Below are 23,629 nucleotides of genomic sequence, written 5' to 3'. Positions count from 1 at the left end.
AAAAACTTCACTCTTCACTAATGGGAACCTTACTCAAAAGCTACTGATTGTATTTTGGGCTCAACTTCCAATTTTGACTTTAGGAGGAGTACAAATTCATCAGTTTCCGATATGTGTGCTTTTCTAAGCAAGATTTCAATGAAAGACCTATGTTTATCAATTTGAATTAGCCATTTTTTCAGTTCTGATTTAGGACTATCATCCTCTTCGATAAAAACTGATGAGCCGACCAAGTATTTCTGTCCTTGAAACAAAACATTACAGTACCAACCCCAATCTTCCATAAAAGGCGCTGTTACACTGAACTCGCCATCGAATTGCTCTTTTAACCAAATGAGAAAAGATTCACCGTATATTGGATTTATCATATTTTCATGTTCTTTGGATAAATCGAACATGGCTGTTTTAAAACTAATTGCTACGTGCATTTGTGTCGTCTTTCTTGGCATGTATCAACCCGTTACGGGAACATTAGCTTATCCGCGTGGCTTAACTTCAAAGTAGAACCCGTTGAAAGCAGTAGATGCGATAAAAAGTAAAACGATAATTTTTAGAACAAAACGGATATCATTTCGTTTTTTTACTAGCAGGTCACTACCCGCTTCTTCACAAGCTTTGCCAAAAATTACAGGCCAAAGCTCTCCAAACATACCACGATATAAATCCACAAACTCTGGCTCTCCCCAATTCTGCCAATGAAGTGGCGCCTCACTTTTCCATACATTAACGAAATCGGTAGCGCTTTTTAACAACGCCCAAATAGACAGGATAAAAAGACAAATGACCAGCGTTTGCAGCATGAGAATTCCTTGTAGCAGCTCCCTAAATAAGGGGGAATTGCACGTAAACTATACTTGGGAGCGTAGCGACCTGAGTCTATGTATTATTGTTTCAGAGTGCGCAAACGAGTAACTATAGTGACTTATTATCTTTCAAGTTCCAAACTTTGCCTAACATTGCTCAGTTGGGACATTTTGCGTAATCATCTTTTTATGACCGTGATAGCCATCATAAAACTGCTTATGTGCCGCATAAGAAAATGTATCGTTTCTTTCTGTATATTGCCCAATCCAATCAATAAGCATTGCTAAGTTGTCATCTTGGGCTTGCTTTGTTTTGTATTTATGGGGCTCCCAAGGTCTCGCCTTTGCGTTTGAAATGCAGGATTCAATGGGTAAGTTCATAAATATAATTTCAGTAGACTGCTGTTCTACAGTTTTTAGTAAGTCTGTATAACAGCCTTCAATTACCCATTTGTCGTTGGAAGAAATAAACGTCTTTATCTCTTCTTCAGACTCTACGATAGGCTTTCTCTCAGGTGGGCTAGTAGGATTCCACGCTAATGTATCTAGATCTAAATGAGCCAAACCTTGTGTCTTGCATAAGTGCTTTGCCAGCGTAGATTTTCCAGAACCAGAGTTTCCAAATATTAGAATTCTTGCCAATGTTCTATTCCTTAGACCAAATAACAGTAACTTCACCCAGCGTAGATTGTTTTATCGCATTTAACCTATTAACTGCTAAACGTAGATGATGACAAATCATAGGTAGCGTATCTTTATTAGTCGCATCTACAGAGATACCGCATCAGCTAGACGTTCCTATTACTTGTGAAATTCAGCCCATTTATTTTTTTCTCGCACAAATCCAATATCTGTCACAGCATGAGACCACTGACTTTCAGGGTTATGCACAATACCTCTCACTGTTTCAAGGCTCTCAGTATCTTCTGAACCCGTAACAATCAACACATCTCTGGATGGCACGTAGACTACTATATCTCCTCTCACCGGAAAGTTTTCTTTCGTCCATAGATCGTCATAAAGCAAAAAAGATGCTTCGTAAATTCCATCAGCTACAACCATCGAGACCGTCGACCGGTCACCCTGAATTTGTAATGACTCATTAGCATTCATCAAGTTAGCCATTGAAAGGTTTCTAAGTTCTCCCTCTTCTACTCCGAGAGCATTGATATCTTCCTTTGGCATGAATTTAATAGAAGAAGGCGTATCAATGGCATACAAAACATACAGGACGTCGTTTAATTTTTCATAATAGAAAGGTAGTTCCCCCTTGCTGCTATGATTCATTAATTTCGTTATTTGCTCCATATAGCCCCTGTCCTTGATAACGGGAAAGATATGCTCTTTTTCTATGTTGGATTTAACATCGCTACTGCTTTTGGTTAATGCATTGATGTAAGCGTTTATAATTGCGTCTAGTTCGCCTGGGCTTGAGCGGTAATTCATGTAGGCGTTATCGAGGTACGCGGTAGATGTTTCTCCGTTGCTGTAAGTCATTTCCACTTCCAAACGACCCTTTATATCTGCCCTTACGCCATCTTCTCTGATGTTCATTGCTTTAGCATAGCGCTGAGTAAACGCACTTTCATCTAAAACGATTTCAGCGAACGAACTACTAACAAAAAGCCATACAAAAGCTATGATTATTATTTTCATAGTTACTCACTTATTTCCCTATTTATCGTAAAACTTGCGACTTATTGATTTGGCCTACGCATGCATTGATTAAAGTTTTTAGTATAGCGAGAAAACAGCCTGAACAATCTTCTTGCGTTACGAAGTAAATGTATTCGCGCCCTACGAGCACACGAATAAATTAGCTTACTTTTTAATTACCAATAATATTCAGAATCCAATGGTAGTAATTTGATAATCTAGTCTGATAAGCAGTAGTACCATACAGTCCGCCTTTAAATTCAGAAATATCTCCAGTCGCAAATTGCCAACTCGATAACCCCACTAGATATGGTTCGCCATCTTGATAAATAATAGAAGCGCCTCCGCTATCTCCTGAGCCATGCATTCCTTCTAGGGGAAGCGCATTTTTAGGAGAATCAAATTTGAACGTTAGCCATTTACCATTTGCACTTTCTACGACATTTTGAAATTTGTTTGCCTGATTGAGCGACTTAGTTTCTACGTTCTCACCTGTTAACCCATTTCCAGTTGCGCCTTTACCAAAAACTGTTATGACACGCCCTTTCTCTGCAGCTTCTGAATAGACTGAAATGGGTATAATGTCTGAAACTGGACTGGATAGTTTTATTAACGCAATATCGCTGCTGGATTTCAAAACTTGCATTAGCGGAGCTAAATCACCGCTTAATTCATTGCCCCTTGGCTTTATGTAACCTGGATGAATATAAACCTTTTCTATTTCATAGTATTTAGAACCAACTTTTAAGTTGGTATTCGTATAATCGTAAAAGATACTATGTGCGACAGTAACAACCCACTGCTCTGCGATGAGAACTCCGTGGCCCTCACCCGGCATATCTACAACATATTCTGGCATTTTTTCAACACGATATTTTTCTGCAGAAACATCGTGTCTCATAACTACTGCATTACTTTCAAAACAACAGAGCGCCAAAAACACCCATACTAGTCTGCATTGGTGCAATAGGGATAAATTCAAAATTTGTTTTTCGTTAGTCAATGTTAAATATTACTGATCATTTTTACTGACCAGTCTCCCCACGCCTTTTGGGGGGCGATTTTTGATGTGTTTGTTAGATGATTTAGTCATTTTATTGACTACCCTTGCCAAAGAACTTACCAATAGTACCCGCCAATATGCCTTTGTGTTTCTCTGGCAGTGTGCAACCCGTAGTTTCATGGGATATGCCGATAGCTACATAGCTGCACTTTTTAAAGTCCAATGTTTCGTCAGTTAAAACTGATTCGTCTAAGACGTAGGATATTCCAACGGGCAAGTTTTTGACATGAGGTTCGATTCTTGTGCCTTGCCATCTAGCCGCAACAACTACATAAGTAATATCTTTATTGCCTTCGATCCATTGAATAGGAGTTTTACACCTTCCTATCCAATAGTCAGGACGGTCACTGCCTGGAATTTCCCTTAATAACTCAAACACCAAAGGTACTTGATCATGTAGTTCCTCTGGAGCGTAATCTACGCTTGTGACGTGAAGTTCCATTTTAACCCTAACGCCGCATTCAGCGGCTCGTCCGCTACAATGATTTGTTAGCTATAGTATCTGCAGCAAAATCTGATCGATTAAAAACTTCTCCATGTAGGATAATGTGGTGGATGTTGCTCCAAGCGTCCACAGTATTTAAAGGGTTTTGTTCTAGCAAAAGTAAATTTGCAACCTTACCAACTTCAACCGTTCCGTAATCTTCATCAATATTAAATTGTCGCGCATTGTTAATGGTCGCAGCTGAGAGTATTGCAGTTAAAGATACGCCAGCGTCTGCCATTGCTTTCATTTCAAGGAAAGTGGTTAAACCAGGTTGGTTGGAAAAACTGGGACTTCCCGGAAAATCAGAACCTAATAACAGCGGATAGTCTGCCTCGGTGAGGATTTTTAAAATTTTGTTACCTTTCCCCACCCGATCTTTCAAAAAGATTCGAGCAATAACCTCGTCGGGTAGTCCGTCAAATCCTGCGCGTAATTCTTCTTTAAACCATTGTGCCGAAGGTTGCTTATACCATTCAATTAATTCTTCGGGCGTTACCTTACTAAATTCAGAAACACCATGTGAGTTATGCAACATGAGTTCACCTAGTCCGGCAATTACCCTTTGGGTTGGCATGTACCCAGTGCTTTTGCTCATTAACTGGTTAAGCACGCCATGCATTGATTTGGACACTTCAGTTTCACGCGAAAACTCCCCCCAATTCCAGAGCCCGTACGCAATTACATCCACCTCTGCATCAATAGCTCTTTGATACATATCCAATGCATTGGCATGTGCTACTAGAGGTAGTTTATGTTGTGATGCAGATTTTCGAATACGTTTCAGGGTATCGTCAGACAATAACGGCCACTGACTTTCATCCCCATAGCCATCTTCAAAGTATATTTTTATGCAAGATGCGCCGGATTCAGCAATACGTTTTCCAATTTGTTCAGGAGAGTTCAGTGCTGTCTCAGCAACGTCCTGTTCAACGATATAGGAAAACATGGATTTCGACAGCTCATCATTTTTCTCTACCAAAGGAAATGTTGAGCGTGAGGTAATGACCTCGCAACGATAGTAATCAGGATGTATTTCAGAAGCAGTAAATTTCTTCCATTCGAGCCCGGGGTTTGGGTCGACAACCTGTGTTATACCGTAGTACAAGAAGCTAAAGGGTTGCTGTTTATAGTATTCTTCAGCAAGTGCTTCATTCTTTTGCGCCACAGGTTCCACGCCAAATCCCATGCCAGGAATGGATGAAACATGAACATGGCTATCCATTATTCCAGGAGCTAGGTATAAAGCAGACCCGTCTATTACCTGTACATCAAATGTTTTTTCAATCTTAGATGACGATACTGTCTTTATCCGTCCATCAGAAATAAGAACATGCGCCTTTAGTAATGGCTCCTGAAGGTGCGATGATACGACGGTCACATTTTCAATCAGCACACTCTCTTTTGCAAAAGTAGGATAATGTAGAAACAGAATCGCAGTGAGCATATGTTTAAGCATAACTTTCCTTGTTGTTGTGATCTCGCTAGACACTATGACTCCCCGTATAAGTGCTAGCCCCCGCATTTTCGTGGGTTAACTTGTCAGCCACCGGAGCGCCGGCCGGAGTCCATTATTAGTTTGTTCAATACTAAATCAATTTGGAGGCTAGCATGAACAAACATAGCATGATTTTTATAGGGTTGGATACGCATAAAGAGTCTCACGAAGTTGCGTATTGTGAAGAGAAACGTGGAGCGACGCCCCTTCATTATGGCCGTATTCCCTCGTCTAAGGTCAGTGTAAAATACACAAATATGCCTGTCTTATTTAGTCTTTAGAAGCTTCCTTTATGCGTACAACTTTTCCAAAAAGTACGTTAAACCTAACGATACTAAAATAAACAACGAATTTATTAACGCACGAACAGGCCAACTTACATGGCCGTATGAGATCCCTGCCCCTTTAGAAACTACAACAATCAAACCCATTAATCCAAACCAAAGGGTGAAGAAAAAAATGGTTTTCAGCTTGACGATAGAGACCGCTAAATCGTGAAGCGCCCCGCTAACAAGAAATGTAAGAAAAGTGGCTAACGAAACAGGAAGAAAACTCGCAAGTGGACGCATGACATTGCGTGATAAATAGTAACCCCAGATCGGATTCCAATAGTGCCAAAAAACCGGAAAAGATGCGGCGCCGAAAGAGCGCGAAAGCATGTTTGTCATGGAGCCACTTGCCCCTAATGGAACCCCATTTCGCTTCTTAACATATTGTGCAAGTGAGAGTTTACTTTTCATGGTGATTCCGTATAGCCACGAATATGCCTGTCTTGTTTAGTATTTTATTTTGGAGTGTATGGTGGAAGAACTTCTCCACTTGTTAATACAACAACCCTATAAATTTTATCACTTTCAACTCCTCGCTCTGTTATATCGCTAGTCTTTGCAAGGCTAATTAAATAATACCAAACACTAGAATCAAATGAATAACCTAACCGTAATTCAAGTCCGATTAGTTGAAATGCGCCTTCAGATTTATAAAATTCCTTGGCTTTTAAAGCAGCATTTTCGATTGTAAGTTTAGGATTACCTTTACCATCCCAAGCTTTATAAAAATCAAACTGATTTCGCCACAAGGTGAAGTTGGCGGGCTTTCCTCTTGATTGAGTACCTATCAAGTAGAAATAATCCTCTCTTTGTTTACCATCACTACTCTCTTTTTGGATAACTATCAATTCATCCTTAGCATAAGCCGTTGAAGGAAGTGCAAGTAAAAACATAAAAGAGATTAGTGGTAGTAATTTATTCATTTAATTATCCTTAATTAGAGAGTTTATAAACATGCCTGTCTTTTTTAGTGCTTTGTTTAGTATTTTTTAACGGAGCTTAATCTCAAATATGATTTCGCTTTCTTTTTCTATAGAACCGTTTGGACCGAAAAGTATGCTGTAGTAACGCAAACGTTCATTTACCGCCTCTGCTATTAACACGCCTGTCAATGCAGGTTGAGGCCATATTGAATTGTGCGCGGAAATCATTTCGGACCACCTATTGGTTAACAGCTCTTTATAACCACCATTTTTCCAGTCACCTGGTATATCACTCCATTCTGCACAAGTAATTAGCACTTTTAGCGGTGCTGAAAGGCAACATAACTTTCTCATTTCGTGCTCAGCGTCGAGCGCAACATTTTCCGATTCAATAAAAACCAGTGGAACATCTGTTCCATTTTTAGATTTTCGACAAAATGTATAGTCGATTTTAAAGAGTTCTTTTTTGTAGTTTAAGCCTATTTCACGACAAACTGGCTCTAAGATAGTATGCTCATATAGGCGAGTACGATTCTTCGATGTCTTCCAAGCCTCATTGAATTGAGAAACAGGTAAAGCTTCTAAATTCTTAACGAAAGAGGACCTAAACTCATCCCAAAGTAAGTGCAATGCCATTTAAACCCCTATTGTAGTTTTTAAAAGTTCGTTAACTTCTATAGGTCGATTCTTTGAAAAAGTGCGAAAGTGACTGTCTTGTTTAGTTCATCTTTTTCTGACCATGATGGGCTTTCGAAAAACTGTTTATGAGCCGCATAAGAAAATGTATCGTTTCTTTCCGAATATTGCCCAATCTAATCAATAAGCATTGCTAAGTTTTCATCTTGGGCTTGCTTAATCTAGTATTTATGGACCTCCTAAGATCTCGCCTTTGCGTTTGGTATGGAGCGCAGCTGAAAACCAGTCAGTCAACTTACGCTTGTTATGGCTTGACATGTGTTTTTATACAGCTATATTGGTACTTATCTAAGGTTTCGTAAAGGAAACACTAAATGGGTACCGAAATTACGATAAAAGAAGCTGCTAAACAACTAAATATCAGTGAGCAGCGCATCCGAACTCTATGTAGAAACAACGAATTAAGTGCACGAAAAATAGGCAGCTCGTGGGTTATAAATAGCGAAAGCTTACAATCATATGGATTAAAAACTTCTCACAAAGTGGCGGAGGATCATCCAGCCTATTATGTCAACAAAAAGCGACCTGTTGCCCTTAGCTTTTTTTCAGGTGCTATGGGTCTAGATTTAGGTATTGAGAAGGCTGGCTTTGAAATCAGGCTTGCGTGCGAAGTTGATAAATACTGCAGACAAACTATAGCTCTCAACAAACCTAACGCAGCCTTGCTATCTGACATAAACAATTATAATGCGAACGATATCCGCGAGTCAGCAGACTTATCAGAAAAAGATGATATAGACTTGATTGTCGGTGGCCCACCTTGCCAAGCATTTAGTACCGCAGGTAAAAGACAAGGCTTCAATGATGATAGGGGAAACGTATTTATAAAATATTTAGATCTTTGCCTAGATCTGAAACCAAAGTATTTTGTTATTGAAAACGTTCGGGGCTTATTGTCGTGCCCAATGGATCACAGACCACATGATAAAAGAGGTGAAGGATATCCAGACCTCAGCGAAGACGAGCTCAAAGGCGGTGCTTTAAATTTCATAATAAACCGGCTGAATAATTCAGGTTACGGGTTCTCATTCAATTTATATAACTCAGCTAACTTTGGAACACCGCAAAATAGAGAAAGAGTGATAATCGTTTGTTCTCGAGACGGAAAAAAACCTCCTTACCTAGTTCCCACCTACTCTGAGAATGGAGAACACGGATTGCCGAAATGGAAGACGTTAAAGTCATGCCTATCTAATATCCCAGAGCACGATCATTTGAACTTCCCAGAAAAAAGGCTTCAGTATTATCGGTTGCTAAAACCCGGGCAGAATTGGAGAAATTTACCAGACGATTTGCAAAAAGAAGCTATGGGAAAATCTTATTATTCTGGAGGTGGGAAGACAGGTTTTCTTCGAAGATTAGCGTGGGATAAGCCTTCTCCGACGCTTGTCACTCACCCAGCAATGCCCGCAACGGATCTGGCCCATCCTGTAGAAAATAGACCATTATCCATTCAGGAATATAAAAGGATTCAAGAATTTCCTGACAATTGGGAGCTCGCGGGCCCACTTATTCAACGGTATAAGCAGGTTGGTAACGCAGTACCTATCAGCTTGGGTTACGCCGTAGGTCGTTTAGTAAAAGGCCTGTTAAGTGGCATTGATACCATCCAATTTAAGGGCTTTAAGTACTCTCGCTACAAACGCACGTCTGATATTGAGTGGACCTCAGACTTCGAAGACCTGTTAAAGCGCCACAACGGAAACGCATTTCAGAAAGAGATGGGGTTTGGTTAACCCCAGCTTCCCTCGTTAATTCCAAGGATTTTCAGGCTCTATAGCTAGACAAGCAGGGTTGTTTTCAAGGGTGGTTTGCACAAAGCTCACAAAAGACTCTTCTGAAAGAGAAGAGGTGCCGCAAATATCATTTAAGGCGCCCCACATATACTCAACCCTACGTGCCTTTATGCGAAACCATTTTTCAATCTGTGTCCCATTTCGAACAGCACTGCTTGAGCTGTTTTCAGAATTACTCCGATTTTTAATTTGGAGAAGCCTTCCATCCTCATTCACGAAATCAACAGATTTTACAGTTTCTCCCCATGCACAATGCCAACGAAAAGGCTCCAATTCATTTGCTAAGTACTCCTCTAAAATTAGACCTAGAATATTTTCAGCAGACATACCCAGCCTGTGGGCATAATTAATTCGGTGCAAATCATCTTGAGAGAGACCACTTAACCTAGCGCCAATAATTTTTTCAATAATTGGATCGGCAACTGTGCCAGGTGGATTTGAGAATCTTCGGCTCGCCCGCCCACTTTTTCCAGCTTGGTATTTCGAAATCCATTTGCGAATAACATCGTATTCATTGTCATTTTTACCACCAATATTTCCAGGTGCCCTTTCAACATCAGAGGCAATGGCGTTGAAAACAATAGATATACCCCCATACCACTCTATGCCTAAATCCGAGGCAGCCTGATTAGCAACCCTAATTGACTCTTCTTTACCTAGGCTTTCTAACGCTTTTTTTAACTTCAATTTAACTCTCCATTCTGAAATTCTTCGGAGCCCTAAAAGCTTACCCGTCCCCAAACCGTCATGCTTTACCACACCACTTTCGGGAACCTGTCCTTGTATTAAGAAATACGATACCCCACAACCAACAGAAAAATAAAGAAAAACCGCAATACCTTTTATCACTCATATATCAAATACAACGATTCTGCATGCAAATGCTTTCAATGTATTCCACCCCACCCAAAAACAAAAAAGCCAGCATAAGCTGGCTTTCAAAACACAAAGACAAGTTCCGTCCTATCTAAAAACTACTTCTCCTGCCTAGCAGCCAACTTCTCCAACTGCTCATCAGTAGCTGGAAGCTGATGCTTCTCTTTCCACTCTGAATACGGCATTTTGTATACCACTTCACGTGCGGCTTCGTAGTCGATATCAGCGCCCTTCTCGCTTGCAGCTGCCGAATACCATTTTGCCAAGCAGTTACGGCAGAAATCGGCCAAAATCATCAGGTCGATGTTCTGAACGTCTTTATTCGCGTCTAGGTGTTCTACTAAGCGGCGGAATACTGCTGCTTCTACTTCGGTTTGCGTTTGCTTATCCATTATCTATTACCTCTAATAAAGCGTTTTTCGTTATGGCCTAAATGTAAGGCTTAAACGTGCGGGTTAACAAGTAAAACCCAACCCGTTATTACCTTTGAAACCTAAAACGAAAAAAGGGAGCCAAGCTCCCTTTTCACTCATATACAGCTAACTAGGTTTAAAACCTAATTGCCATTACTCTGCGTCGTCAGACTTAGGCGCAGGCTTTTCTAGAAGCTCTTTAATGCTTAAACGTACACGGTTTTGGCGATCGATTTCCATAACCTTAACGTCAACCATTTGGCCTTCTTCTAGGTAGTCAGTTACTTTGTTCACACGCTCGTGAGCGATTTGTGAAATGTGAACAAGACCTTCTTTACCTGGAAGTACTTCTACGAACGCACCGAAGTCTACAATACGTGTAATCTTACCGTTGTAAGTCTTACCAACTTCAATTTCAGCCGTTACTTGCTCAATCTTGCTAATAGCGATGTCTGCTTTCGCACGCTCTGTCGCGAAGATTTTGATAGTACCGTCGTCTTCAATCTCGATGTTAGTGTCAGACTCTTCAGTAATTTGACGGATCATTGCGCCGCCTTTACCGATAACGTCACGAATCTTGTCTTGGTCAATCTTCATTGTGTAAATGCGTGGAGCAAATTCACTTAGCTCTTCACGGTGACCGCCAATCGCTTCGTCCATTACTTTAAGAATGTGCAAACGTGCTTCTTTTGCTTGTTTAAGCGCAATTTGCATGATTTCTTTAGTAATACCTTCAATCTTAATGTCCATTTGAAGTGCAGTAATACCTTCGGTAGTACCCGCTACTTTAAAGTCCATGTCGCCAAGGTGATCTTCGTCACCAAGGATGTCTGAAAGTACAACAAAGTTGTCGTCACTCTTAACAAGACCCATTGCGATACCCGCAACAGACGCTTTAATTGGAACACCTGCATCCATAAGCGCTAGTGAAGTACCACATACCGACGCCATTGATGATGAACCGTTTGATTCTGTGATTTCAGAAACCACACGTACTACGTACGGGAACTCTTCTTCACTCGGCATTACTGCTTGAATACCACGCTTCGCTAGACGACCGTGACCAATTTCACGACGCTTAGGCGAACCAATCATACCGGTTTCGCCAACACAGTATGGAGGGAAGTTGTAGTGAAGCATGAAACGGCTGTCGCGCTTACCTTGAAGCTCGTCAATCATCTGTGCGTCACGCTCTGTACCAAGCGTAGCAGCTACAAGTGCCTGCGTTTCACCACGAGTAAATAGTGCAGAACCGTGAGTACGAGGAAGAATACCTGTCGCTACGTCTAGTGCACGGATCATTGCTGGGTCACGACCATCAATACGCGGCGCACCAGATAGAATGCGTGAACGTACAACGTCAGACTCAAGGTCGTGAAGAAGGTCTAGTACTTCTTTCTTATCTTGCTCTTCGTCTTCAGCAAGGATAGCTTCTAGTGCTTTTTCAGTTGCTGCAGTTACTGCGTCTTTACGCTCTAACTTGTCAGAAATCTGGTAAGCCGCAGTCATTTCTGCTTCAGCTAGTGCTTTAACTTTGTCTTTAAGCGCAGTGTTTTCTGCTTCTGGTGCCCAGTCCCACTTCTCAGTGCCAACTTCAGCAGCAAATTCGTTAACAGCGTTAACTACAGTTTGCATTTGCTCGTGACCGAACATAACCGCACCTAGCATGGTGTCTTCAGAAAGCACGCTTGCTTCTGATTCAACCATAAGTACTGCGCCTTCAGTACCCGCAACAACAAGGTCAAGCTCGCTTTCAGCTTGCTCTTCTGCGCGTGTATTTAGAATGTATTCACCGTTGCTAAAACCAACACGAGCCGCACCGATTGGGCCGTTGAAAGGAATACCAGAGATAGCAAGGGCTGCTGAAGTACCAATCATAGAGATGATGTCTGTAGGGATATCTGGGTTAGCAGACATTACAGTAACAACAACTTGTACTTCGTTTTTGAAACCTTCTGGGAATAATGGGCGGATTGGACGGTCGATAAGACGTGCAATCAGTGTTTCACCTTCAGATGGACGACCTTCACGCTTGAAGAAACCACCTGGGATTTTACCCGCAGCGTACGCTTTTTCTTGGTAGTTAACAGTAAGTGGGAAGAAGTCTTGATCTGCTTTGGCTTCTTTTTTACCAACTACTGTTACCAGTACAGACGTATCGTCCATGCTCGCAAGAACCGCAGCTGTTGCCTGACGAGCAATTACACCCGTCTCTAGAGTTACAGTATGCTGTCCATACTGAAATGATTTAGTAATAGGAGTCACTATTTGTCCTTTAATTTCAATCTTTATTTTATCGCTTTTAAACGCGGCGCATAGTATAGCCATGAAGTGGCGTTAATACCATGGTCAAATGCAGCCCCGCGCGGAATTTGTCGTGTTATTTGGTCATTAACCGCTACCACCTATAGCACCATGACTATATGAAATATCTGTGAAATTTCAATTATTGACTATATTTTCATCATACTGACACAAAACAGCGTATGCTAGAACAAAAAGCGAACAAAGTAAGAACTTAAATAAACATCACGTGCGACAAATGCGCAGAAGTGATTAACCACAACAAGAACGTCTAATATTAGTGTGCTAAAGGAGATAACCATGTTGGTACTTCGACTTAATAAAGCAGGCATGCCACAAGAGTGGATAGATGTTGAACAAGCCGCAAAGCTTTACAGTCAAGATAAGGTGCTATTTGAGCTAGGTAGCGATGCTATTACGCTCAAGGGAGGCTGGAATCACGAAGGGCTGCAAAGTCAGCTTACCCTGTCTAGTATTATCGCGTGCGACGGCAAGGTAACAGATTTATCTGGCAAAGTTGCCCTTACTAATCGCTATTTGTTTAGGCGCGATAGCTACCTGTGTATGTACTGCGGCAATAAATTTACGCCAAAGCAGCTTACCCGAGACCACATTATCCCACGCTCTCGCGGCGGAAAAGACAGTTGGACGAACGTTGCCACGGCTTGCCAGCGGTGTAATCACGCGAAAGGTGCGAAAACGCCAGAAGAAGCCAACATGCCCCTACTCGCGGTTCCGTTTAGGCCAAATGTGTACGAGCGCTTTTATTTAATGAACAGGCGAATTTTGGCTGACCAAATGGCCTTTTTACAAGGCCACTTTACCAGCCACAGAGAATGGACGTGCTTGGAATAAACGCTATAGCGCACCGCTAGTAGTTGTCTGTGCTTCGGGCATTGCTTTAGCTTGATTCTGCACTGAAGAGGAATCGCTGTGCTGTGCGTGAAGCTGGCGCTGCTCTTCTTTTTGCGCTTTGAACCACAGGCTTAACCAATCTGAGCACATTTTGTGCTCTAACTCGTGAGCTTCGGCTGTAGGGCAAAACAAGCTTACCTTTACCACCACTTTGGCAAGTTCATTGGTTTTAATCTCAACCTCAGGGTCGATGCGAATAAACTCTTGCTCTAAGTGACGTTCAATTAGGCCTTTGTAGCGCTCTGCTACATCGCGGAAATATTCACAATGTGCCTGTGCCCTGGCATGAAACGCTGGAAGCAGACTATAGGCGTTCACAGAAGGCTCGTTCACTATTTCAAATGAATGCAAACGGTAGCGACGCATAAAGTTAAGATTTCGTACAGTTTGGGTCACTAGCTGGCTATTAGGCACGTACACGTGTTTACCCGTGTAGTTAAAGCTTTCAGGGTCTACTTCTAAAAGCGCCGTTTTCGCCCAGTCCATTTCTACCACTTCACCAATGATGTTGTTCATTTGGATCCAGTCGCCTACCCTGAACGGCCGAGCGCCCAGGTAGTAAATGAACCCCATAAAACACTGAATAAACTCGCGGGTTGCCAACACAATGGCCACCATAAAGGCAGCAATGGAGATTGCCAGTGTTTGGATTTCAGAACTCCACACCATCATTAACACAATAATGATAAAGGCATTACCCAACTGCTCTAGGATATTGATTTGGTTTCGGCGGTCTTCGCCACGATGAGAACTAATGCGCCTGATAAGGCGCAACACACCCTTTTTAAGAAAGAGCAGTACAATTAAAAGTACTAGAGATGTCAGCAGTTTATAATCATTGGCAAAACTTATAAATTGATGCCATAACTGCGCGGGGTCTATCACAATCTCCATGTAAGCTCCGTCTGTACTCCGAGGGTAAATATTTGAATAGGCGAAAAAAAAGCGCCGACGAATGTCAGCGCTTTTAATTATGAAGCATGTAAACTCGTGGCACAATGCCGACCAGTTAAAACATCTTTTTATTAGTCGCGAATTTGACCTTCGCCATTCACTAAATATTTCTCTGAAGTCAATGACTCCAAGCCCATTGGGCCATAAGCATGTAGCTTAGTGGTTGCAATACCAATTTCTGCACCCAATCCAAGTTGACTACCGTCAGAAAAACGTGAAGAGGCGTTAACCATTACTACACTTGCATCAACTGCACGTTGGAATAACTTGCCTTTTTCAGCATCTTCCGTACAAATTACTTCAGTGTGGTTACTACCAAATTGCGCAATGTGGTCAACAGCTGCTTCGAAATCGTCAACTACACGGATAGCGATTTCTAGACCAAGATACTCTTCACCATACGCGTCTTCAGAAATAACGTCAGCACCATCAAAATATTGGCTGCCTTTTTCGTTTACGTGAACCTTAACACCCTTTTCTTTGAATGCGTCGGCTACTTTTGGCAGAAAATCACCCGCAACGGCTTGGTGTACTACTAAGCCTTCTAAGGCATTACACACGCCAGTACGCTGAGTTTTACCATTTAGAAGTAGCGCCATCGCTTTATCTAAATTTGCATCTTTGTCTACGTAAAGGTGACACACACCTTTAAAGTGCTGAATTACCGGCACTTTAGCGTTGTCAGTCACGTAGTTGATTAGACCTTCACCACCACGAGGAATAATTACGTCAATGTAATCACGCTGCTCCATTAGCTCTTGCATTAATGCACGATCTGGATTCGGAACTACCGTTACCAGCGCTTTTGGTAAATTGTGCTTCTCCAGCACGTCTTGCATAAGCTCAGCAATGGCTAAACTCGTATCTAGTGCTTCTTTACCACCACGTAATATCACTGCGTTACCCGATTTAAAGCACAGCGCGCCTGCGTCGGCAGTAACATTAGGTCGTGCTTCATATATCATGCACACAACACCAAGCGGTATACGCATTTTCTTAATCTCAATACCGTTTGGACGTGTACCGATAACGCGCTCTTTACCCACAGGATCGTCAAGTTCAACAATAACTTCGATGCCTTCAGCCATGGCTTCAATACGCTCATCGTTTAGGATTAAGCGGTCAACCATCGCTGCGTCTAAGTTATTCTCTTTGGCGCGCGCGACTTCCTTTTCGTTTACTTCAATAATTTTGCTTTTGTTTGCACGAATTGCCGCGGCCATATCAGTTAACACCGCGTTTTTCTGGCTTTCGCTTAAAATAGCCAGTGTACGTGCAGCTTTTTTTGCCTGTTGTGCTAACTCTGTAATAATGCTCATTCTTTCTCCAGATTTGCTATGTGCTGATCAGAAATAATTGGCCCAGTCTTTTCCTCAAACTCATGGGCGAATTCTTCATTTTCCTGATTCGCAATGAAATTCAATAAACAGCTACTGTAATTCGACTTGGCTTTTACCAGTTTAGTACCGTCTTCTTTACGTACTAGAATGGTGTCGCCTACCGAGAACTCACCTTTCACGTCAATAATTTCGCTACTTGTTAGTTGCTCTGCGTCGCCAGCTAAAGAGGCGTCAAAGTCCCCTTCTACTATCACCTCGCCCTGCGCGTTTGACGTATGGCGCATCCAATGCACATTCTCTTGCATTGGCTTGGCGTGAGGTTTGAAATGCGTGCCTGGGTTTTCACCTGCTAGCAGCATATTAAACGACAGTTCAGTAAAGCCGTTAATAATATATGTATCTATACCATGCGAAACGGCTTTTTCGGCCGCTTCAATTTTAGTGCGCATACCACCGGTGCCTACACCGCCTTTCACCGCACCGCCAGCCATGTCATAAATGCTTTGATCAATGGTATTAACTGATTTTAGCAATTGTGCGTCGTCGTGTTCATGCGGGTTCTTATCGTACAACCCATCAATGTCTGAACAGATGATAAGCGCATCTGCTTCAGCTGCCGACGCCACCATGGCCGATAAATTATCGTTATCACCCACTTTCAATTTGTCAGTGGTAACGGTGTCGTTTTCGTTCACGATAGGCAGGATATTGTTATCCAATAAACTGAATATCGTTTCACGGATACTTACGTAACGCTCTCTGTCTCGCAAATCAGCATGCGTTAACAGCATCTGAGCAGACGGAAAATCAAACAGTCTGTCCCACGTGGCAATCATTTCGGTTTGACCCGCTGCTGCCATTGCTTTTTTAACTGCAATATCTGACTTTTCTTGCTCTGGAAACAGGTGCGCACCCGCTGCGACAGAACCAGAAGACACGAGTACAACTTGTGTACCGTTGGCTCTGCATCGCACGATAAATTGCGCAATGCTCAAAAGGTAATGACTGCTACAACCTTGTTGGTTGGGCGATATCAATGCACTACCCACTTTGATGACTACGCGTTTCCAATTTGGATGACTCATAATAAACTTTTTAACCTTAAGATTGTTGATTTGCTAATTCTTCACTGGCTTGCGCGAATGTTGCCTGTACGTTTGACGATGGGTTTTCGCCATAGCGACTTACCACATAAAGCGTTAACGTACTTACCGCAAACCCTGGAATAATTTCATAAATAACGCTGCTTAACGTTTTACCGTTAGCTAAAACGGGCGCATAAATCCAGAACAGTACGGTTACCGCACCGCTGATCATGCCCGCCATTGCCGCTTTCGCTGTTAAATCTTTTTTATACAGACAAAACAGTACTAACGGACCAAATGCTGCACCAAAACCAGCCCAAGCATTACTTACTAAAGATAAAATTGTGTTCGACGCATCCATGGCTAATAACAATGCAACCACAGCTACACCTGCTACACCATAACGGCCAATTGTTACCGTTTGCTTTTCACTCAGCGCCTTGGTTGAAGACTTTTTATTTACCATTACGCGGTAAATGTCTTCGGTTAACGAACTTGCGCTAACCAGCAGTTGCGACGAAATTGTACTCATAATAGCGGCTAAAATAGCGGCCATTAAAAATCCACTAATAAGTGGGTGGAACAGCAATTGTGAGAAAATAATAAATATCGTCTCAGGGTCGTCGACAGCAAGACCAAACTGATTGGCATAAGCAATGCCTACGAATCCTGTTGCCAGTGCACCAATGATGGTCACTAACATCCACGACATACCAATATTTCGCGCTGTGCCAATGGCATTAACAGAACGAATTGCCATAAAGCGAACAATAATGTGCGGCTGTCCAAAGTAACCTAAGCCCCAACCTAAACTCGATAGCAACCCTACAATCGTTAGCGTTTCTAACGATTCAGAAAAATTGGGTACAGATTGATAAGCGGCGCTTGTCATTTGCGACACGCTATCGAACTCGGTAAACGCGACGATTGGAACCAGTACCAGCGCCACGAACATGATGCACCCTTGTACAAAGTCCGTAAGACTTACTGCCAAGAAACCACCAAGCAGCGTATAAGACACCACTACACCCAGCGTAATAAATAGGCCTAGCTGATAGTCGACCGAAAACGCGCTTTCAAATAACTTACCACCTGCAACTAACCCAGCAGAGGTGTATAGCGTGAAAAACAGTACGATAATCACCGCTGAAACAATGCGTAAGCTTGAGTTAGGCGTATTAAAACGCTTCGCAAAAAACTCAGGCACAGTCAGGGAGTCGTTCGCTACTTCGGTATAAACGCGAAGTTTCGGCGCTACTAGTAAATAATTGGCTAACGCACCTGCAACCAACCCTATAGCAATATAAACCGCATCGAAACCGGTTAAATACATTGCACCTGGTAAGCCCATTAGCATCCAGCCAGACATGTCAGACGCACCCGCAGACAGTGCGGTTACTTGAGGGCTAACTTGTCGCCCTCCCAAAATATAACCAGAAATATCACTGGTAGATTGTCGGTAAGCAAACAACCCTATCCCTAACATCGCTATAAAATACACTGCTAGTGATAGGTAACTTTCCATTGGCATAACGTTCGTTATTTCCTCTATTGCTCTTCGAAAACTCGTAAATGAAAACGCCATTTAACCTTTGCTAATTGAAATTCAAAAGCAAATAATTAAATAGAACAATAATCATTAGAGCTCTAACAATATAAGGATCTGACAGAAAATTTCAAGTGCATTTTTTAAACAATATCGTTTAACAGGCACTTATGTTTAAATTAGCACCAACCATGTTTCACAGCATATTACGCTAATAAAACCCCAAATTATCATTATTATTCATTAAGTTAAAAACACTAAGTCATTTATGAAACAATTTAACTTTAGCTAAAAAGGCGCGGAAAACAGCAACTTTACTATCAGCTAAAACATTTTCATTAAAAATACTTTGTTACGCGCACTCAGACGAAATAACATCCAAAAGAAGCTTTTCTACAGGCAGTAAATGGGTAAGTTGCGTACAATCTTCGCTATGTAGCGAGCGAACCCGATTAATTAGCTTCTCACACGCCTTTTCGTCATTTTTCACAGTAAATAGTTTCGGATGAATATAATATTTCCTGCAAACGGTGGGAGTATTGCCTAGTTCTGCTGCAACACACTTACTTAACGTACTCTCCCATTTCTTGGTTCTGGAGTTTGCTATCTGTTCATACACACTGGGCAGGTTTGTTAGTGCAAATCGACTTGATGCCCACGTTCGAAAGTCTTTACAACTGAACTGTTCACTTAGTTCTTTGTGGATGAACGCATTAACGTCTTCGCTCGTTACGTCGTGCCATTGTTTATTCTCATCTTGATAACGAAATAAACAGTAACCTTGTTGTTGTGCACAGTCACAAACTAATGAAGCAAGCTCAGGGTCGTTTACTTTTAGTGTTCTTGGTTTGCCGTGCTTACCAATATAAGCAAGTTCAACACTATCGTCACACTGCGCTTGTACATGCTTGCGCCGCAATGTAGTTAACCCATATGTGTTATTTTCCTTGCTATATTGAGCGTTGCCAACTCTAGCACCTGTGTAATCGAGCAACAGGCACACCAGCGCGCAAGCTTTTTCTTGCGTCCATGTTGGCTGTGAAATTAATGAAAGACAGTGCTCACGGAACTCAGGAAGTGCATTACCAAAGGCAACCAAACGCTCAAATTTTTCTACTTGCTGCTGCTCGTGCCATTTGTCGTGATAGATATATTGTTTTCGCCCTTTTTCGTCATAGCCGACGGCTTGAACGCTGGCTTTACTGTCACGGCTTATAAAGGTGTCGCGCCAATTTGGAGGAATGACAAGCTTTTTGATACGCTTTAGCACGCGCTCTCCTGTGACTTTCTTTCCACTTGCATAGCGATAGTAAAACCGTTTATCACCGCAAGCGATGCGCCTTATTGATAGATGGCTATCATCAGAGTAGACGTTGCAATAGCCTTTAATCCGTTTCATTTATAGATACTCCTTTCCTTACCAGCTAAGTAAGACCGACTGTTAAGGTGCTGCTACGGCCGCAGATGCTCGCTGTGCTTTCTTAGTCAGATTGCAAACAACGGTACCAAATCTCAATTTATAAATAGAATCTACAGAAGAACGTACAGAAATGATCACTACACGCAAGTAACCTTGCCGCAAGCCGACGCTTCCACGGCAAGACAGTGATTTTAAAGGCCATAACGAATTTTCACGCTATGTGTAAAATTATCTCAGTACCGGCTGTTTGGTCCGGTAGCGGCGATTGCTAAAACTCAGCATATCGCTTCGAAATCCTTCTTTATTTCGCCTTCCAGCTTACTAAATCATATTTAACATTCCAAAAATAACCATTAAAAACAATAATATAAAAACGAACTTTCTCTTTTTTCTACTAAAGTATAAACCGCTACTTTTCTTCGTCGGAATGCAACTTGAATAAGTATGAACAATAGTTGTCGAGTTACCTATGCACTTGGGTGAAGCCGAACAGCAATACCCTTTGAAGTGCAAGTGAAGTGGATTGATTTAGAGAGTCCAAGTAAGAAGTCGAGGATTTAAAGATGAATGTTCAAAGTTCGAAAAACGTAGAGTCAAAAAGCGAAAACAGTAATGAACATGAGAATTTGAGAGCCCATGTTGTATCAACCGGTGATTTGCAAGTCGCGGCTGTATTTCCGTCAAAACTTAAAGTGCAGGAAGTACTTGAGATAGTTCAAGACCAAACATCTGTTGAGGTATCTCAAGTAGAAATTATCGAAGCTGGCGACCCTAAAATGAGTGAAAAACTTGAACGTAACAGCGCATCCATTGGCAAAAGCATGTGGTCGTCCCACCTGTTGCTTGGTTCAATGGGTCTGATTGTAGGTTTGGTGGCGGCATTTTTGTTAACGCAGTTTGGCCCAGCGCTTACTCAACAAAATCCTTTGTTTACCTACATAGCGCTAATTAGCCCAGGCATATTCATTGGGTTATTCATAGCGGGTTTAATCGGTTTACGTCCAGACAGAAATGAGGTTATACAAACCGTAAGACATGCGGTTAGATATGGTAAAGTTGCGCTGGTAATTAACCTTAAAAAGTCACAGTCTGCTTCTAAAGTCTCGCAATTACTGAAGCAGCACACCGACAAAGTGGTCGAATCTATTCGGTAGCAAGACTAGTGACATAATATGGAACGCTGCTTCAAAGCAGAATGTGATACAGTAATCATAGCGGAGTTATCAATCTAGCTGTTCCAATATTTTCGAAGGGCAATATAACGAACTCCACGTTTATTGCCCTTCGTCGTTTGGTCGGCGTTATTCTGAAAGAGAGATTAGGCACCAATTGTATGGATTTAATATTTTTTGATTTAGATGGCACTTTATTAAATAAGTCTTCTGAAATCTCCTCGTTTACTAAAGAGACGTTGGGCTTGCTTGGTGAGAGAGACATTGCATTCACCGTAGCGACGGGTCGTACCATGCATTCAGCGCAATTTGTGCTACAAGGTCAGTCTTTTGTACTCCCTCACATTTATAATAATGGGGTGGCAATTTGGGATCCTGCCGGAAACGCGCTAACACTAGAAAATTTGCTCGCGCCCAGTGAAGTAAATCTTATTATCGAGCACGCCGTAAATAACAATATTACGCCTTTCATTAACACAGTGAATATGGATAGCCCAGATCACGAGCACGTGATTTACCATTCGTCGCCTAAGCATCAGGTGGAACACGATTTAATTGAGAAATATTTTTCGCGCACTAAAGCGCGACTAGCGTCTATTGAGTCGCTACCTGCTAATGCACATATAACAAACATCAGTATGATCGGAGATGCACCGCTAGTCTATGACATGTATAAGCAGCTCAACATGCACGAAGGACTGATAGCGTACTCTGGGCCAGCTATCGAAGGAGACGAGTACCGTTGGATGGATGTACACCACAATCTTGCGAATAAAGGCAGTGCGGTAGAGCTTTTGCGCCAACAGTTGAATGCAAGCAACGTTATTGTGTTTGGCGACAGTGATAATGATTTAAGTATGTTTAAGCTAGCAGACGAGGCTTATGCACCTTCTAACGCTAAACCTTATATCAAAGACGCCGCCACTTCCGTCATTGGGCATCACGATGAAGATGGAATCGCCCGCTTTCTACGAGAGCGATTCTCACTTTAGAAGATGCTGATTAAAAAGCATCGTGAAAATGGTAGCCTTCAAACTATATGAATTAGGCTAGTTAATTAAGGCTACCACTCTATAGGCTCTCTATCTTTTAAGAATTGGCCATGGGGGCCGCCCTCTTCCATGGTTGCTAACCAAATAGCCGTATCTGCTCCCTCCTCGGGCGTTTTGGGCGCATCACTTCCACCCATTCTGGTATGCACCCAACCCGGGGTCATGCTATTAACGGTTACATCAAGAGACTTACCGTCAGCAGCTTCATCAACTACCGCTGCCATCTTAACCGTAAGCGCATTAATAGCAGCCTTTGTTATCGCATAGCACATTGGCCCTTTCAGCCCCTCGGCGAAGCTACCGTAACTAGAGCTTACATTGATAATACGTCCAAAACCTCGCTCAATCATTTGCGGTAACGTTTGCTGGATAAGTGTAAGCGGGGCGTTCACATTAATTTGCATCGATTTAGCCAACGTCTCAGAATTTACATCTTTCCATGGCGTGTCGTCTAAGATACCTGCATTGTTTATGAGGATATCAACAGGGCCATACACGGCCTCAGCTCGAACAAACACATCGACGATGGCTGTTTCGTTATCAAGAGGCATCTCAATAATATGCAAATCCCCTCCCACAATATCTTTCTTGGCTTCAAGGCCGGCCTCTTCGTCTCGACACCCCATTAGCACTTTGTAGCCTTTAGACAGCATTCCTTTTACTATTTCTAGACCTATACCTCTGTTTCCACCTGTAACTAATACGTTTTTCGTCATTGCCAATACACTCCTTGCATTTACGCTTGGGCTTGTTTTGCCTCAAAACGATTGGATAAATAAAAACACAGCGGGAAGATTACACTCCACACTAGAGCGATAAAAATATAAGAAAGCACAACGCTTGCGCCCAATTCAACCGCGCCGAATTTGGCGCCGGCGATATAACTGAGCGGCGCGAAGATAGCTCCAGCAACCGCCGCAACGGCCATTCGGCCATTAAAGGCGGTTAAACTGTGATAGACCGTACCTGCAAAGGCAGCCCATAGAAGACTTAGCCAAATTGGAATTGGCCAGAAGCTGACCAGCGTTTCAGTCTCGTTAAAAATGAACAGCCCGCTTAGGGTTAAAAGCGCATCAACCACCGTGCCCAGTAAAAATACCGTGCCCATTAGCTTTATATCTTCCACTCGCTTGGGCGAAATGGCTATCCACAAAAGGATTAACCCTAACACTGGAATTACTGCTTTATTCTGGAACAAGATGACCAGCCACCAAATTCCTTGGAACCATACAAAGTTCGCAACCTTTAGTACCGCACTATTCTTCATTTGAAACGCTCATATTTTCAATACCAAAGCATACGTT

At 42.2% G+C, this 23,629-nt stretch carries 24 protein-coding genes; 4 read left to right on the top strand and 20 right to left on the bottom strand.

Annotation, left to right across the window (positions count from 1 at the left end):
* Positions 1-29 precede the first annotated feature (29 nt).
* The 10 genes from ACFI6L_RS02150 to ACFI6L_RS02105 form a co-directional block, all read right to left on the bottom strand.
* Positions 30-428, bottom strand: a complete 399-nt coding sequence (locus ACFI6L_RS02150) for a hypothetical protein (RefSeq protein ID WP_171337168.1) — start codon at positions 426-428, stop codon at positions 30-32.
* A 48-nt stretch (positions 429-476) separates the two neighbouring features.
* Positions 477-800, bottom strand: coding sequence for a hypothetical protein (locus tag ACFI6L_RS02145; RefSeq protein WP_283622558.1), 324 nt, complete (start codon positions 798-800; stop codon positions 477-479).
* A gap of 150 nt (positions 801-950) precedes the next feature.
* Complete coding sequence (locus ACFI6L_RS02140) at positions 951-1,445, bottom strand: P-loop NTPase family protein (RefSeq protein WP_462573341.1); 495 nt, start codon at positions 1,443-1,445, stop codon at positions 951-953.
* A gap of 159 nt (positions 1,446-1,604) precedes the next feature.
* Complete coding sequence (locus ACFI6L_RS02135; RefSeq protein WP_462573340.1) at positions 1,605-2,459, bottom strand: DUF1444 family protein; 855 nt, start codon at positions 2,457-2,459, stop codon at positions 1,605-1,607.
* A 172-nt stretch (positions 2,460-2,631) separates the two neighbouring features.
* A complete protein-coding gene (locus tag ACFI6L_RS02130; protein ID WP_014949399.1) occupies positions 2,632-3,360 on the bottom strand; it encodes a trypsin-like serine protease in 729 nt (242 codons plus the stop codon).
* 193 nt (positions 3,361-3,553) lie between these two features.
* Complete coding sequence (locus tag ACFI6L_RS02125) at positions 3,554-3,964, bottom strand: hypothetical protein (protein WP_462573339.1); 411 nt, start codon at positions 3,962-3,964, stop codon at positions 3,554-3,556.
* A 34-nt stretch (positions 3,965-3,998) separates the two neighbouring features.
* Complete coding sequence (locus ACFI6L_RS02120) at positions 3,999-5,498, bottom strand: amidohydrolase family protein (protein WP_462573338.1); 1,500 nt, start codon at positions 5,496-5,498, stop codon at positions 3,999-4,001.
* 296 nt (positions 5,499-5,794) lie between these two features.
* Entirely contained in the window at positions 5,795-6,244 is a 450-nt protein-coding gene (locus tag ACFI6L_RS02115; protein WP_171337104.1) for an acyltransferase, read from the bottom strand.
* Positions 6,245-6,288: 44 nt separating this feature from the next.
* Entirely contained in the window at positions 6,289-6,756 is a 468-nt protein-coding gene (locus tag ACFI6L_RS02110) for a hypothetical protein (protein ID WP_171337105.1), read from the bottom strand.
* 66 nt (positions 6,757-6,822) lie between these two features.
* Positions 6,823-7,392 (bottom strand): hypothetical protein, encoded by a 570-nt coding sequence (locus tag ACFI6L_RS02105; protein WP_462573337.1) that lies wholly within the window; start codon positions 7,390-7,392, stop codon positions 6,823-6,825.
* Positions 7,393-7,766: 374 nt separating this feature from the next.
* On the opposite strand from ACFI6L_RS02105, the gene ACFI6L_RS02100 reads away from it, so the two are divergent.
* Complete coding sequence (locus ACFI6L_RS02100) at positions 7,767-9,188, top strand: DNA cytosine methyltransferase (protein WP_171337107.1); 1,422 nt, start codon at positions 7,767-7,769, stop codon at positions 9,186-9,188.
* A gap of 15 nt (positions 9,189-9,203) precedes the next feature.
* On the opposite strand, the gene ACFI6L_RS02095 is transcribed toward ACFI6L_RS02100, so the two are convergent.
* From ACFI6L_RS02095 to pnp, 3 genes are all read right to left on the bottom strand, one after another.
* Entirely contained in the window at positions 9,204-10,097 is an 894-nt protein-coding gene (locus ACFI6L_RS02095; RefSeq protein WP_171337108.1) for a SinI family restriction endonuclease, read from the bottom strand.
* 125 nt (positions 10,098-10,222) lie between these two features.
* Positions 10,223-10,516 (bottom strand): DUF1244 domain-containing protein, encoded by a 294-nt coding sequence (locus ACFI6L_RS02090; protein ID WP_462573336.1) that lies wholly within the window; start codon positions 10,514-10,516, stop codon positions 10,223-10,225.
* A gap of 174 nt (positions 10,517-10,690) precedes the next feature.
* Positions 10,691-12,802 carry a polyribonucleotide nucleotidyltransferase gene (pnp, locus tag ACFI6L_RS02085; protein ID WP_039232945.1) on the bottom strand — a complete coding sequence of 704 codons (2,112 nt, stop codon included), beginning with the start codon at positions 12,800-12,802 and terminating at the stop codon, positions 10,691-10,693.
* A gap of 339 nt (positions 12,803-13,141) precedes the next feature.
* Between pnp and ACFI6L_RS02080 the strand changes: the two genes are divergently transcribed.
* Positions 13,142-13,696, top strand: a complete 555-nt coding sequence (locus tag ACFI6L_RS02080) for an HNH endonuclease (protein WP_014949384.1) — start codon at positions 13,142-13,144, stop codon at positions 13,694-13,696.
* A gap of 3 nt (positions 13,697-13,699) precedes the next feature.
* Here ACFI6L_RS02080 and ACFI6L_RS02075 read toward each other — a convergent pair whose 3' ends face one another.
* The 5 genes from ACFI6L_RS02075 to ACFI6L_RS02055 all read right to left on the bottom strand — a co-directional run bounded on the left by ACFI6L_RS02075 (position 13,700) and on the right by ACFI6L_RS02055 (position 20,080).
* A complete protein-coding gene (locus tag ACFI6L_RS02075) occupies positions 13,700-14,650 on the bottom strand; it encodes a mechanosensitive ion channel family protein (protein ID WP_168533464.1) in 951 nt (316 codons plus the stop codon).
* 131 nt (positions 14,651-14,781) lie between these two features.
* The gene (locus ACFI6L_RS02070) at positions 14,782-16,029 is read right to left on the bottom strand and encodes a glutamate-5-semialdehyde dehydrogenase (protein WP_039229394.1); all 1,248 of its coding nucleotides are present in this window, start codon (positions 16,027-16,029) and stop codon (positions 14,782-14,784) included.
* Positions 16,026-17,135 carry a glutamate 5-kinase gene (gene proB / locus ACFI6L_RS02065; protein WP_014949381.1) on the bottom strand — a complete coding sequence of 370 codons (1,110 nt, stop codon included), beginning with the start codon at positions 17,133-17,135 and terminating at the stop codon, positions 16,026-16,028. Before proB ends, ACFI6L_RS02070 begins: the two co-directional genes overlap by 4 nt.
* Before the next feature lie 16 nt (positions 17,136-17,151).
* Positions 17,152-18,666: a sodium/proline symporter PutP gene (gene putP / locus ACFI6L_RS02060; RefSeq protein ID WP_462573392.1), complete on the bottom strand. Its 1,515-nt coding sequence runs from the start codon at positions 18,664-18,666 to the stop codon at positions 17,152-17,154.
* A gap of 367 nt (positions 18,667-19,033) precedes the next feature.
* Positions 19,034-20,080, bottom strand: coding sequence for a DNA topoisomerase IB (locus ACFI6L_RS02055; protein ID WP_462573335.1), 1,047 nt, complete (start codon positions 20,078-20,080; stop codon positions 19,034-19,036).
* Positions 20,081-20,664: 584 nt separating this feature from the next.
* Here ACFI6L_RS02055 and ACFI6L_RS02050 point away from each other — a divergent pair.
* Both ACFI6L_RS02050 and ACFI6L_RS02045 read left to right on the top strand, forming a co-directional pair.
* Positions 20,665-21,255: a hypothetical protein gene (locus ACFI6L_RS02050; RefSeq protein ID WP_462573334.1), complete on the top strand. Its 591-nt coding sequence runs from the start codon at positions 20,665-20,667 to the stop codon at positions 21,253-21,255.
* Positions 21,256-21,434: 179 nt separating this feature from the next.
* Positions 21,435-22,265, top strand: coding sequence for an HAD family hydrolase (locus ACFI6L_RS02045; protein ID WP_014949377.1), 831 nt, complete (start codon positions 21,435-21,437; stop codon positions 22,263-22,265).
* A 71-nt stretch (positions 22,266-22,336) separates the two neighbouring features.
* Here ACFI6L_RS02045 and ACFI6L_RS02040 read toward each other — a convergent pair whose 3' ends face one another.
* Together ACFI6L_RS02040 and ACFI6L_RS02035 are read right to left on the bottom strand one after the other, a co-directional pair.
* A complete protein-coding gene (locus tag ACFI6L_RS02040; protein ID WP_281716323.1) occupies positions 22,337-23,041 on the bottom strand; it encodes an SDR family NAD(P)-dependent oxidoreductase in 705 nt (234 codons plus the stop codon).
* A gap of 20 nt (positions 23,042-23,061) precedes the next feature.
* Positions 23,062-23,592, bottom strand: coding sequence for a DUF2878 domain-containing protein (locus tag ACFI6L_RS02035; protein WP_039229417.1), 531 nt, complete (start codon positions 23,590-23,592; stop codon positions 23,062-23,064).
* Between the last annotated feature and the right edge of the window lie 37 nt (positions 23,593-23,629).

It is taken from the genome of Alteromonas sp. G4i35, assembly GCF_054960375.1.
Note: the sequence above shows the minus strand (reverse complement) of the source record. Positions and strands in the feature narration are given on the sequence as shown.